Origin of the sequence: Phocaeicola coprocola DSM 17136 (assembly GCF_000154845.1) — a bacterium.
In the GTDB taxonomy this organism is placed as follows: Bacteria; Bacteroidota; Bacteroidia; order Bacteroidales; family Bacteroidaceae; genus Phocaeicola; species Phocaeicola coprocola.
Genome location: NZ_DS981465.1, coordinates 1 through 13,588 on the forward strand (window position 1 = coordinate 1; position 13,588 = coordinate 13,588).

The window sequence follows — 13,588 nt, forward strand, 5'->3', positions numbered from 1 at the left end:
ATCAGTAGAAAAGACAAGCTACAGAGCCTGTCCAAAAGGGTGGTTGCAGACGCATTCTTTTCCAAGGAAACATTCATAACACCTATGTGTGAGAACGATTTCCATGTCATCAGCCGCTTTCGGAATGACGTAATCCTGTACTATCCGACATTGGAGCAGAAAACAGGAAAACGTGGTCATCCCAAGTGGTTTGACGGCAGGATTGACTTTGCCAATCTGGATTTGACCCGGTGCAAGGAATACGAGGTGAACAAAGGAAAGCTATACGGATTGAGGGTATATGCAAAAGCTCTCAAAAGGTATGTTTCCTTAGCCGTCTGGTATCCGATGGACGGGAGGACAGACAAGTGGCAGCTTTACTTCTCTACAGACGATTCCATGGATGGACGTGAGGTGCTGGATTATTACAGAACCAGGTTCCAACTGGAATTTTGCTTTAGAGATGGCAAGCAGCATGCAGGAATCACCAACTGCCAGTCAACCGACTTCAGGAAGTTGGATTTTCACTTCAATGCATCGCTCGCAGCTGTCAACTTGGCCAAAGCGGCATGTAAGAGGCTCGGAATAGCCTATTCCATATCCTCTTGCAAGTCATTCATACACAATGCTTATATGCTTGAACGATTTATTTGCGTGTTCGGGATTAACCCAGACATGCAAGTTATTGACAAACTTTTCAAAGAACTCATTTTATTTACTGCCAGAGCCGCTTAGGCTTGGCGAATTTTTAACGAACTATTATAAATTTAAGCATGCTTTTTATTTTTTAGCCTCATGTAGAATTTGAAAACTCCTATATAATAGAGAAAAGGTTTTAACTTGATAATGAGCTTTCTTTTTAATGTAAGTGGGAAATATTTTTTTTGAACTTTATCAAATGGTAAACTATTTAAATCATTGAAAAATTGCTCTCTATTTTTGCTAGGAGTTGTGGAGCTTAGAATCATACAACCATCTTGACGTACAGCTTGTTGTATATCTGTCTTTTGATAATGGAAATATGATTTTAACTGTTCGAAAACTTCGTGACCTTTAGAAGAATGAATAAATACATGAGTTGCTCCTTTTTTATCCATTTTCTTGGTAAATGATTTAGCATTCCAACAATCAAAGATTGTGAAATCACTGACTCTTTCAATAGTTTTAAATTTACATTGATGGCAAGCAGGTTTTGAACATAAGTCTAAAAAAAAGAATTTGAGCATGGGATCTCCTTCCATTCCATAGTGATATTGAATCTTTTCATTTTGAAATTCAAGAGTCATAGTTGAAAAATCATAGCCATAATATTTATCTCTAAATTTAACTTTAGTAATTTTACTGTTATAGTATTTCTCTTGATATGCTAAATATTTTTTTAATAAAAGAGGTGAGGGGTTTCCTCTACAAACTAAGTCAACTGTTATAAGATTTGTGTATTCTTTTCGAAGAAAGTTTTTTAATCCTGCTATTTGACAAGGGGTTCCACTGAAGCAAACTAGATATCCTTTTAGTAATAATGATTTAGTTTCTTGATATGTGTTACCTATTTGACTTTGTACATATTTGGAACCTCTAAATCGTTTTATTTCTTCTTTTTGATTAGTTCCATAATGTACAACTTCCATTTTTTCATTATAAACAGCTCCAAAGACATAACCGTTTTGTGCTATTACATAATCGCATATAGCACTGAAAAAACCTCCAGATGTACTATCTCTTCTTATTTCGTTATTTTTATGTTGAATTACATAGCTATCTGTAATTTCATTATTGTTGTGAGGAGTGTTCTGGATAGGACAAATTTTTTCACAAAGTCCACATTCTATGCATATTTTTGTATTTACTTCAGGATATCTAAATCCTTCATTATCTTCTTTCATGGATATGCAATTTTTGGGACATATATTTTCACAGGCCCAACATCCACAGCATTGTGATTTATCTTTGATAGTTATCATACTGCTATATCTTTCAATGCATTTTGTAAATAGTCTAATGAGGAAACTCTCAAAATATTCAGCCTTTCGTCTACTCCAGTATAATCTAAAGGCATAGTTAAGATATCTTCTATACTGCTTGAAACGGAAATTCTTCTTTGGGGTAATCCTGTTAAGTTTAGAAGATTATCAATTCTGGTGTTTGTACTTTGTTTGGCATTTTCACTAAATCGACTGAATGTAAAAAAATTCTTTTTATATAAAATACTGAATACAGAACAATGGAATGAATCTGTAAAAACATATTCTGCATTTCTTATGTAATTTAAAAACTCAGCTGGTCCTACATTATAAGGAGCTTCGTCTGCAAATCCTTCATCTGAAGGGATATATTCATCTAATTGTTGAAATGCAACAATTTTTAGATTAGTTTTTTTTTGTATACTCTTGATGAATAGACGTTGTTCTGGATTGTTTCCAAGTAGATAGCAAAAAATATATTTTCCATTAGTTAGTGGTTCTTTGTGTTGAATATGCATCCATTGTTCTCCTGTAAAGAGTAAAGTTGGATCAAGTACAACTTGCACATTTTTGCCAGTTAGCTTATAAACTAAGTCGCAAGCACTTTTTTCTCGTAAGGCAATATGGTCAAAACGATTCATAAATGTTCTATTTTTTTTCTTTTGAAACCATGGAACTTCCTTAACACCTATGCTCGTTGCATATGCTATCTTTTTTATATTATCGGGGACCCATTCTAGTGTATAGTATCCGTGTTCAACACTGTCTGTTCGCCATAATTGATCGCTTCCGACTAGAAGAGCAGAATAGTTATTAGCCATTTTAGTTAGTTCTTCTCTATTTTTACAATAGGGAGATATATGGAAATATTTTTGAGCAAATCTATCAAAATATGAATCTCTTAATGTGACATTTTTTCCAAATGTTTCAGGATATTTTCTTTTATAATACTTTATTTTCAATTTTCCAACTTTCATTTTCCAGTCAGCTATTAATAGTTTTTTGATAATATAAAGTATTTTGTTTTCTTTCATGTAAAGGATAGGAGCTTTACATGCTATCGTTTGATATGGCAATTTCATTTGCTGCATAATCATTTCGGTTGCATATGCTTGAAGCATGCTTCCATAATTATGATGAAAATAACAAGTTACTAATCCGATCGGTTTCATACTTTATGGAGTTTATACATTAATATCAATAAAGAAGTGATTTTAAATTTTATAAAAAAATAAAAGAGTCTATGTTTTAGAGGTAATAAATGATATGGATAATCTACTAATGTTTTAGAAAATATTTCATCATCACATAACTCTTTAAACTCTTTAATTTGTTCTATAAATGGATGTGATTTAGTTATTTGATATTTAATGTAAAGAGAGGTTCTTAAATAATGCAAGGCTTTTCTCTGTAATCTTATGTAATACTCAGATTGGTTAAAATATTGGGAAAATGTGACATCCATTTCTTGAATGAACTTCTTTAATCTTTCAATTTTAGTTTCTGTATAAGTGTGGGTAATAGAGTTCTCATTTTGGAAGTAGTTATAGAAATATTTAGGTATAAATCCTATTTTTTCAGAAAGTTTTAGATATTGAGTGTGGAATACCATATCTTCTGATGCAATAATTCTTTCTGAAACAAATTTTAAATGGTGATTTCTAATTATGTTTCTAGAATATATTGCTTTGCATACAGATACCATATATTTTACATCAGAATGATAGGTTGGTAATGGAGCTAACATATCTAGTAGGAAAGTATCTATTTCTTTTCTACCTTGAAAGAATGTTTCTTCATTAACTTCTTTAAATGGAATTATTTTATTGGGAGAATAGTAATATTGTAGGCTGCAATATACAGTATCACATTGATTATTTTTAGCTGTATTATATAATGTTTCGTACATCGTCAGGTCTACCCAATCATCTGAATCAATAAATGCAATAAATTCTCCACTAGCAATTTCTAGTCCTGCATTTCTTGTTAATCCAAGTCCTTCGTTCTTTTTATGGATAACTTTTATTCGTGCATCTTTTTGGGCGTATTCATCACATATGGATGGGCATGAATCAGGTGATTCATCATCTACTAATATAATTTCAATATCTTTTAATGTTTGATTTATAAGAGATTCTACACATCGATGTATGTATTTTTCTACATTGTATACTGGAACTATAATACTTACTTTGGGGCTCATTTCTATTGTAAATAGTTATTTATATTAATCTGATTGTCATTATTAATAGCTAGTTTTAATAATAGATCTGCTATGAGTTTAGGAGAATGGTATGTACGGATTTGTTGTCTACCATTTTGGGCTATTTCGGCATATTTTTGCGGAAATTGTGTAATAGATAATAGTATATGAGGTATTTCATTGACATTTTTATATTGGATGCAGGATATGTTGTGTTTCACTGCGATATTTTCAAAAGCATATTTACTTCCTATGCATAGTAATCCATTGGCTAGTGCATCTAATACTTTTCCTTTTGTTCCAGTTCCTAAACTGATAGGGCAAATCTGAATGTCATGTTTCATAATTTCTTTCGTGTAGTCTTCTACCCATTCTATAAGACTTACATTTATCTGTTTGGAAAGTTGTTCAACTATCGGCTTCCATGTTTTCCCTAAAAAGGTAAACTGAAAGTTAGATAATAGTAATTGGTGTTCTTGTAAAGTTTTTGTTAGTGCATTGATATCTGAATAGGTATATAAATCATATTTTCCTGTTATAATAACACTAAAATTTTTCTTATTTATAAAATTGATATCTTTTTCTTTTAAGTTGTAATGAGGGTGAGGAAGAAAAAAAGATTTATTTTTATTTTGTATAATTGTTTGGTATTGAATATTATCCTCTATGCCAACAAGGAATATTTTATTCGTATATTGGGCTATCTTTTGTTCTAATGTAATTTGCTGTAAAAGATGTTTTATTTCTTTTTTTTCATTTTTAGAACTATATAGATAAGAGTCTTGAAATGCACGCAATGTATGTAGAGTGTAACAATCTGGCCCTATAGCTGCAATGTTGAAATTACATAATTGCTTTTGTACGTTTAGTAAAAAATAAGGATATACTAAAATTAAATCAGGATTTAGTTGTGTGATTTCAGCTAAAATATTCTTCGGTAATTTATATCGAGAAACAGGAGATATGTTGTTGTTTTTATATAAAAAGTTAAATAAGAAATGGGTTTTTCTTGAAATTAATAATTTCATCCATAAATTTCTTGGAGTAACTTTCAATTTGCCATTAAAAGTTTTGATACTTTTTTGTATCATAGAATATGATACTTTATTGGCATTTGTTGTATAGATATAAATGTCATGTATATCTTTGAGTTCTTTTAATATGTGGTAAGTAATAGCTGATGGACCGTTGAAATTATCTTCTGTTGGAGTATAATCAGTGATTAATATTATTTTCATGATAGATTTATTTATGTGGATATCTCCAATTGTTTGTACGAATAAATTCTTTATGATCATTCTTATCAAATATACTATAATAAGGCTCATAGCATGTTCGATAAAAAGGACCATTGCTATCTATACATGGATTGGCTTTTAATTTGATGAACCATAATCCCAAATATAAAAATATAGGTATTAAAAAATGATATTTTTTTAGTTTTATAAATGATAATGTTAGGCAGAGTGGGTATACGATGATTAGATTGTTACTTATGCGGTAAAGCATTGTTAAACCAGGTATACTTCCTATTACATTAATACATAAATAGATAAAATATATGTTGGTAAAAATATTATATTGCTTTTCACTTTCTTCTTTATATTGCTTTTTGGTAAATTCAAAGAGATATAAATGAAGAATGGAATTCAAAATTGTAGAAATAGAAAAAGAAGACACTTCATTACTATTAACCATATATGTGTCTGTTAATCCTGCTGAGATAATTGATAAGATTGATAGATTAAATATATTAGCTAATATATTTGTGAGAATTGCACGACTGAGTATCAATCCAATATAAATAATTATGTAATGTCTGAATTTAACTTTATATTGGCATAGCCAATATAAAGGCAGCATGATTAATGATGACCTATGAATTGTAAAACAAACAAATATGCTTAATAAGTATAATTTTAACTGTCTTTTTTCTATAAATATTATAGAATAGCATAGTATAGCTGTTGTTAATGTTTGTCTTACTGGAAATATTTCTGTGGAAACTATCATTATTGATAGTGCTATTAAAGATTGATTTGGAACATATTTTTTTATAAGATATCCGAAAGAGCAAAGTATGAATGTGTCTGTGATTAGTAAAAAACCTGTGTAATATGGACATATTGTCTTGATTAGGATATTTAATAACATATATCCTGGTTCCATTTTTGTTGTATCAGGACCATATCTCCAATATGAAAAAATATTACTCCAATCTGAATACTTAAAACAAGCATAAAATTGATTGAAGTCAGTACCTGTATCCCATCTTAACCCTTTAAATAAAATGAAAATAATTATCCATAATATAAAAAGTCTATTTTTAAATGCTTTGTTTATTTTTGTAAAATCTAATAGAGAGGTTAAAAATAAGGATATAAATAATATATAATAAATCATATTTTTATTTTGTATAATAACTTACAAAATATTATGTAATATATTTTTAATGTAGGAGTCTAATGAAACAATGTAACTCTCAGCTTGTTCTCTGTTGTTTTTTAGAATATGTGGTGTTGACAATATATTGGTTAAATGACTGATATATTCATCTATTGTGTCAGCTTTATAAATGGGACATGATTGAGGTGAAAATATTCCTTCCATGCTATGAGTTGAAGATAATACTGTTTTCCCATATGATAGTGCTTCAAATGTTTTTATTTTTAATCCAGTACCATTAAATACAGGGTTTATGACAATATCTCCTAAAGCATAGAAGTCTGCGGGATTATCAAAGCCTCCTTTTAAGATAATCTGTGTGGTACGTAAATCTTTTTCTAAATGTTTACAGATTCCACCTCCTATAATTAACTCTAAATCAGGGAACTTTTTTATAAGTTCTGGAAATATATTTTTTATAAAATGGTTTATGCCTTCAATATTTAATATATTGCTTCCGGAGAAAAATAGTAATTTTTTGTTGTTGAGTATTTCTTGCTTATGGAAAGTAAAAGGGCTATACATGCAATATACGTTTGCTTTGTATGATAGGTATTTGTAGTAATATGCTTCTTGTTCTTGTATTGCTAATACAGTTTTTACTCGATTTATGCATTTTGCTTCTTCATTGGGTGTACATGATACCCAGTAATTTCCTTTAAGCCGGAGATTTCTATATGAAAAAACATCATGGGTGAATAATACAGTATTTCCCTGAAAATAATTTGCAATTTTTGAAAGCCAAATATAATTTAGTATAACGCTATCAAATTTATATTTTTTCTGAATTTGTTTTATATATGATTTTATAAACCATGGTTCGTGTAGCCAAATGTCTGAAAAACATCGAAAAGGTAAATGCCTAACTATTTTTATTACAGCTTTTTGTATTATAGACATTTGATAAGAAAGGAAATGATCACTCCAATAGTCTTTATTTTGAGTAAATGTATTGCTATTTCTTTCTCGTGTAAAATAAAGGAAATATACATCATATCCCATATCTTGTAACAATGTAGCATATGATAATATGCACATTTTGTTTCCTGTATTTGTTGGGTGAGTTGGGGTATCTGAGATAATTAAGACCTTTTTCATTCTTCTATATTTTTTGCAGATAAAATATTTATTTCAGGTTGTTTTTCTTGTAGAGTTTTTGCTAAACTTTTTTTCTCTTTAAGTAGTCTTTCAAAAGTTGAAATGAATTCTTTTGTAATAAAAGTAGCAGGTGATAATAGTAAATCTTCTGGTAAACCGTAATGTTTAAATAATCCGTGGAATTTACCTTGATATGTCGCTGCCATAACAGGTACACCTGAACTTAATGAACCTATAGCTAAGTGCATTCTACTACAAATCATAATATCACATAAACTTGCTATTGCCTTTATTTCATCTGCGTGATACACTTCCTTTATTTCTTTAATACGTTGTGCATATCCTTTTTCTCTTATTTTATTCGCTATAATTGGTAATACTATTGTATCAGATAATTTGCCTCGATTATCATGAGGAATAAATAAAAACGATAGTTCACTGTGTTGGTTTAATAGATGTATTATCATATCTGCAAGTGAAGAGCAAGCTTCATGTATCTCTTCTATGCTTTGATTCTTTTTCAGCATTGGATGAAAATTAAATCCAACAATTGTTTGTTGTTTATTTTTTTCTTGCTGACACCATTGTTGATATTCTTTAAAATCATAAAAATTAGGATTGGGCTCTAATAGGAAAGCCATATCTGCTACAAGTGTTGATTTTTTATGTGTAAAATGCTCAAATCGTTGCTGTGAGAAATAATCTCTCAGGTTAAATCTTACAGCCGAGGAGCAGAATAAATAGGCGAGTTTAACTTTCCATGACGGATTTTCATTAAAACTGAATCCTAATATGTGATAGGGTATATTATAGCTTGAGCAAAGATCTGCTGTTGCCATAAGGGTAAAACTGACATCTGGACTGTAATAACCATCCATACAATCTGCGCCAATAATAATGACCTGAGTTGGGTTAAGTTCTCTTAGTGCTTGTGATATGTGATAGATAGGACTTTTCCCTTTCCATGCTTTTATAGCTTTATAACCTCTATTTTGGGTTTCTGTAATACCCTTATCTGTGCTTGTTATAAAATAAAATTGTTCTGTTTTATGCTTTTCTTTAAGTAATTTCATCGAAGCATATATCATAGCTTCATCTCCTCTTGAGCCCCATACGCTCCATGGGTCGCAGGGGATGTATAATATTCTGGATTCATTGGTTGGTAATAACGCTTTTTTCTTTTTTAAAAAGATCCATATAATGATGTTTGTTAGATATTGAAGTGTATAAATAATGTTCTTTATAACAGATTTAAATTTCAACATAATAGTAAATATTATAAGGGATAAAATGATTAATATGCAACAAAGAATTAATAAACTCTTTTTGGGTGATTGATAAAATTGAGAAATTATATAATAATAGTAGTTCTTTCCATTCATCGGAATATAAATATAGCCTGTATCTTGACTGATTCTTGCTAAACGTCCTCCAAATACATAAGAAATATCATTGATTCCTCCCGGATCTTCATTTATTGAAGATAATCCGTATTCTGTGTACGAAAAAGAACCTCCTCTTAGCGCAATATGACCGTATTTATTAAATTGCCAGTCTTCAATCCATTCCCATACATTTCCCCCCTGTTGAAGTGTACCATAATGGCTTGGAGCATTTTGGAATGAGTCTACATTACAGACGTAAAATGGAGGCCCTATACATAATTGATTGTCAATCATGTAATTTGCTTCTTGGAAACTGGGAGGTGTTGAAGATTGAGTCGGATATATATGATATTTATTTTTACTTTGTATTGTTGGGTCATAATAAGCTGCTTTATACCATTCGTTTCTGTTTGGTATAAAATATTTAGCTCCTTTATTCCTTCTTATTGATTTTTTACTTTTAGTACCAAATTTGCCAGTATCATAAGCCCCTTGAGTAGCTGTTCCTTCAGTTGTTCCGATTGTACATTTCCCAGTATTGGGGCATCCATAGTGCATCCAATTGGCATATCTGCATAAATCGTAGAAACTGATATAGACAACTGGTTTTCTTTCCCAGCCTTGCTTAGCTTGATATTTATATTCTCCATTATTTTGTTTTATTTTATTTATGCCGCCAATAGCTCCTATCTCCATATTTTTATTATATAGATGATAAGGGTCTTCATATCTGCAAACAGCTGATAGAAATTGAGCATATTCTTCATTCGTTAATTCATATTTGGATATTTCATATTCATAATTTACATTTCCTATAAATTGATTATATAGGTCACCTTCATTTTGTATATCCCCAATTTTAATCCATTTCTCGTCTTGTTGTTGGCTTAAGCGTGTATTATGTTTTGGGGTATAAGAAATAGTTGGAGGAGTTTGCTTGGTTGTTGATGCTGTTAATTGAATAATTCTAATACCTACTGAAGCTATTGATTTATCGGGAGCATCTCCTTCAGTATAATTTATATCTAAAGAATATTTTGGTCTAATTAAGCTTCCTCCCAAGAACTGTTTCCAGTTTCTTCCATCTGTACCAAATGGATCTTCAATCCATTCTCCTAAATTTCCATTTTGATTAATCGTACCATAATGACTAACAGTACCTTTTTCTGAAGATAATAGATGAGGGTAGGGATATTTCCACCCATCTTCTGTATAACAATTGGCTATTTGTAAATTTTGATTGGTTGTTATGTATTCCTTTCCATTATAGAAACAGGCTTTGATCCATTCATTTTTATTGGGGAGATAAAATCGTGCACCTTTATTGCGTTTTATATGTAGTGAACTATTAAGATATTTTTGAGTATTGTAAGCTCCATGGTTATCATCTCCTTCTGTCTCAGATATATAATAAGTAATATCTTTTTTGTTTTTAATATTTTCCCAATTGTAATTCAGCCAATTAATGAATCTTATTGCACTGTTCCAAGTTATACCTATTGCAGGATATTTTTCAAAACCTGGCTTTACATAATAAACAAAGTTACCGTTTGAATCTGTCTTTCGTACAATTCCCCCCCAAAAATATTCTCCCATTATTGGATTATATAAATTATAAGGATCGTATGTTTTTGCTACGGAATTGAGGAAAAAGCAGTAACATTCGTTTGTTAATTCTGTTTCGCTAATACTATATTCGTATGTTACCTTTCCATAACCATTTTCGGAAGGAGGGTTGTTGACGTCTCCAATTTTTATAAAGTTTATAAAGGAAAAAATATAAATACAAATGTTTAGAACAATAGTCATTGTATAACCTCTTTATTATAGGGTAAATATTTTTCTTAAAATTTGTTTTGTTTTTGTTGAAATAAAATTTCGTTCTGTTGAGTTGCAGCCTATATAGTATATGATTATTATACAGCATGTAACAGAAATAGAACTACTTAAGATAAACTTACTTAGTGTATCTGGTGTATTTCTGAATAAAAGAACGGGTGTAATGGAAGATAAAGTGCTGACAATTATGATATTAAGATATACTTTCTTTAAAAAAACTTTTGTCGGAAGTTTTATGATTTTTTGCAGCATATATAGTCTTGCTCCTAAACATACTTGAGTTAAAATGATGGCTACTATCATTATGATTTCTGGAAAAAAACCTATATGTAGTAAGCAGTATGATATGGGGAAGTTCAATAGTTGAAGGCCTCCTACCAAGAGTTGATAATTTCTGATTTTTCCTGTAGCTTGTATGGCAGTAATGAGAGGATACGATATGGACTCACTCATAGCTAAGATTAGTACTAACTGCACAAATAAGGTAGAATGTTCTGGCACAGTTTTTAGCCAAATTTCTAGGATATATTGAGTATTAAGTAAAATTGGTAAAGATAAAATTAGCAGCATGTAAAAAGATAATCTTGCCCCTTGAAAAATTAAGGTCATCATATATTTGTGATTGTTAGCTGCATACGATTTAGTTATTTGAGGGTTTAGAGCTATCATGAAATTATTTACAAATCCCTGTATAGCATTATTTACTTGAAATGCAATGCCTCGTGCAGCGTTAACTATTGGGCCATTGAATAAATTTATGAGAATATTTCCTCCTTGATCTCTTAATACAGCAGAGGCTGTACCAATAAAATTCCAGCCCGCGAAGCTAAACATTTGTTTTAACAGCTGTTTATCCCATATAAAACTATATGTACATTCGTCAAAATGCTTTCTGCAATAATATCCATAAGTAAATCTGATTATTAAGGCAATTACGCACATTAGAAAAGAATAAAATATCAGTTTGTCTATGGGAGATATACTAATGAAGTAGGCAGTTATTAATTTACCAATAGCTTCTAAAATGCTGATGTAAGCAAACGCAGACATCTTTTCATGTGCAATAATACTAGCATTGTAAGGAATACTGATTAGATTTATGACGAAAGTTAATAGTGATATTTGAAAAACCCAATTAGAAGCAGTTATACGTGATACAGGTATTGTCATTTGAGTATTAAGAAACCACACTCCTATGAGTTCTGCAAACAATATAATAATAGCAGCTAAGGTTATTTGTATAGTTACAGCCGATGAAAAAATTTTATTAAGATTTCCTTGTTCTTCTTTTCCTAACTCATATGTAATAAACCGGCTTATAGCAGTAGATAGAGAACCTGATAGTAAAGAAAACATTGCGACTACTCCACCTACTACATTATAAATTCCAAAATCTTCTACTCCTAATGCATTTAAAACTATACGTGAAGTATATAGGCTTACAGCCATCATAAACAACATGCGGAAATATAATAATAATGTATTTTTAGCAATCCGCTTATTGTTTTCTGATGAATTATTCATAAGGTGAAATTTTGTCTATAAAATTTTATTTGATATTATTGACTTTATTTTTCTGAAATAATGTTTACCTATAAGTTGCCATATTCCAGTAATGCATATAGTTAATATTGTGACACCAAGTAAAATAACTTTTCTGCTTGTATTTGAGGGAAATAGTGGAATAGTTGCAGGTTCAACTACAGCAAAAACAGGTTTTTCTTCTTGTATTTTAGCACGTGCTACCTGAAGTTGTTGTGCAACCTGACTATACACCTGATAGGCAAGATTCATATCGTTTTGCAAGCGTTCTTGTTCAGCACGTACACTTTGGAAAGCGATGTTACGGTTAGAGTCGAAGTAATGGGCATATTTGCTTTGTGCCTTATAATACTCTTGCTGACGTTCGTGGTAAAGTTCTTCTAGATAAGTGCAGTCTTCTTTAGCTTTCTTGATGCGGTAGTCGATAATATACTGTTGGAGTTTGGCGACCACACTGTCTGCAATAATAGCAGCAACCTTGGGATCTTGTAAGGTTGCATTAATAGTTGTCATACCTGTTCTTGTATCTATCTCTGCAACTATCTGCTTTTTTAAATATTCTACTTTACTCTTTTCTTGATAGGTTAGTTGAAATGGATTTAAGATAGATATTGTATCAGTTCTGTCCGTTAATAATGATTTAATAGCTTTGATAGCCATACTAGGAGCCGATTTTATATATCCCCACCAAGGACCTTTCTGTTCATCTAGGTATGTTACTAATGTAGTATCAATTTCTCCATCAAGTGTCTGTACACGAGTATTGAATAACTCCAAAATGAACGGAGTAGAAGATACAATATCCGGCGCTAATGTTACATTCAAGGCATCAGAATTATTATTACTTCCTCCGCCTAAGAAAGAGGAAGCCAGGCTAGCAAGTCCTCCACTTGCTTTATCTCCACCCATTTCAGGAGAAAGAGTGACTGTTACGGTATATTGCTTGGGGATGCTCAGGGCAATGATAATGCCCAGCACCACGCCTACGCCGGCAGCCTTGTAGAGGGTTTTGCGGATGGCGATGATTTTACGCAGTATCTCCATCCAGTCTATTTCGAGTTCATCGTTTTCCGCTTCCTGTACGTCCGGATGCTGATAGTTTTTGTTTTCGCTCATAGATGCTTATAGGGAAAAGG

Annotated in this window: 10 protein-coding genes; 1 reads left to right on the forward strand and 9 read right to left on the reverse strand. The window is 31.0% G+C overall.

Features of this window, described 5'->3' with window-relative positions; translation table 11 throughout:
* Window positions 1–714, forward strand: a 714-nt coding sequence (locus BACCOP_RS07670; RefSeq protein WP_007567942.1) for a transposase, incomplete at its 5' end; no start/stop codon positions are given.
* Between the two features lie 32 nt (window positions 715–746).
* On the opposite strand, the gene BACCOP_RS07675 is transcribed toward BACCOP_RS07670, so the two are convergent.
* From BACCOP_RS07675 to BACCOP_RS07715, 9 genes are read right to left on the reverse strand one after another with little or no spacing between them, the layout of a single operon-like run.
* Window positions 747–1,940 carry a Coenzyme F420 hydrogenase/dehydrogenase, beta subunit C-terminal domain gene (locus BACCOP_RS07675; protein WP_040311927.1) on the reverse strand — a complete coding sequence of 398 codons (1,194 nt, stop codon included), beginning with the start codon at window positions 1,938–1,940 and terminating at the stop codon, window positions 747–749.
* Window positions 1,937–3,112: a polysaccharide pyruvyl transferase family protein gene (locus tag BACCOP_RS07680; protein WP_007567945.1), complete on the reverse strand. Its 1,176-nt coding sequence runs from the start codon at window positions 3,110–3,112 to the stop codon at window positions 1,937–1,939. Before BACCOP_RS07680 ends, BACCOP_RS07675 begins: the two co-directional genes overlap by 4 nt.
* A complete protein-coding gene (locus tag BACCOP_RS07685) occupies window positions 3,109–4,143 on the reverse strand; it encodes a glycosyltransferase (RefSeq protein WP_007567946.1) in 1,035 nt (344 codons plus the stop codon). Before BACCOP_RS07685 ends, BACCOP_RS07680 begins: the two co-directional genes overlap by 4 nt.
* Before the next feature lie 2 nt (window positions 4,144–4,145).
* Window positions 4,146–5,381, reverse strand: coding sequence for a glycosyltransferase (locus BACCOP_RS19240; RefSeq protein WP_185150258.1), 1,236 nt, complete (start codon window positions 5,379–5,381; stop codon window positions 4,146–4,148).
* A gap of 7 nt (window positions 5,382–5,388) precedes the next feature.
* Entirely contained in the window at window positions 5,389–6,546 is a 1,158-nt protein-coding gene (locus tag BACCOP_RS07695; protein ID WP_007567948.1) for an EpsG family protein, read from the reverse strand.
* A gap of 21 nt (window positions 6,547–6,567) precedes the next feature.
* Window positions 6,568–7,686: a glycosyltransferase family 4 protein gene (locus BACCOP_RS07700; protein ID WP_007567949.1), complete on the reverse strand. Its 1,119-nt coding sequence runs from the start codon at window positions 7,684–7,686 to the stop codon at window positions 6,568–6,570.
* Window positions 7,683–10,880: a polysaccharide pyruvyl transferase family protein gene (locus BACCOP_RS07705; RefSeq protein ID WP_007567950.1), complete on the reverse strand. Its 3,198-nt coding sequence runs from the start codon at window positions 10,878–10,880 to the stop codon at window positions 7,683–7,685. The genes BACCOP_RS07700 and BACCOP_RS07705 overlap by 4 nt, the downstream gene beginning before the upstream one ends.
* Window positions 10,881–10,895: 15 nt before the next feature.
* A complete protein-coding gene (locus BACCOP_RS07710) occupies window positions 10,896–12,434 on the reverse strand; it encodes a lipopolysaccharide biosynthesis protein (protein ID WP_007567951.1) in 1,539 nt (512 codons plus the stop codon).
* Window positions 12,435–12,449: 15 nt separating this feature from the next.
* Window positions 12,450–13,568, reverse strand: a complete 1,119-nt coding sequence (locus BACCOP_RS07715; protein WP_007567952.1) for a GumC domain-containing protein — start codon at window positions 13,566–13,568, stop codon at window positions 12,450–12,452.
* Between the last annotated feature and the right edge of the window lie 20 nt (window positions 13,569–13,588).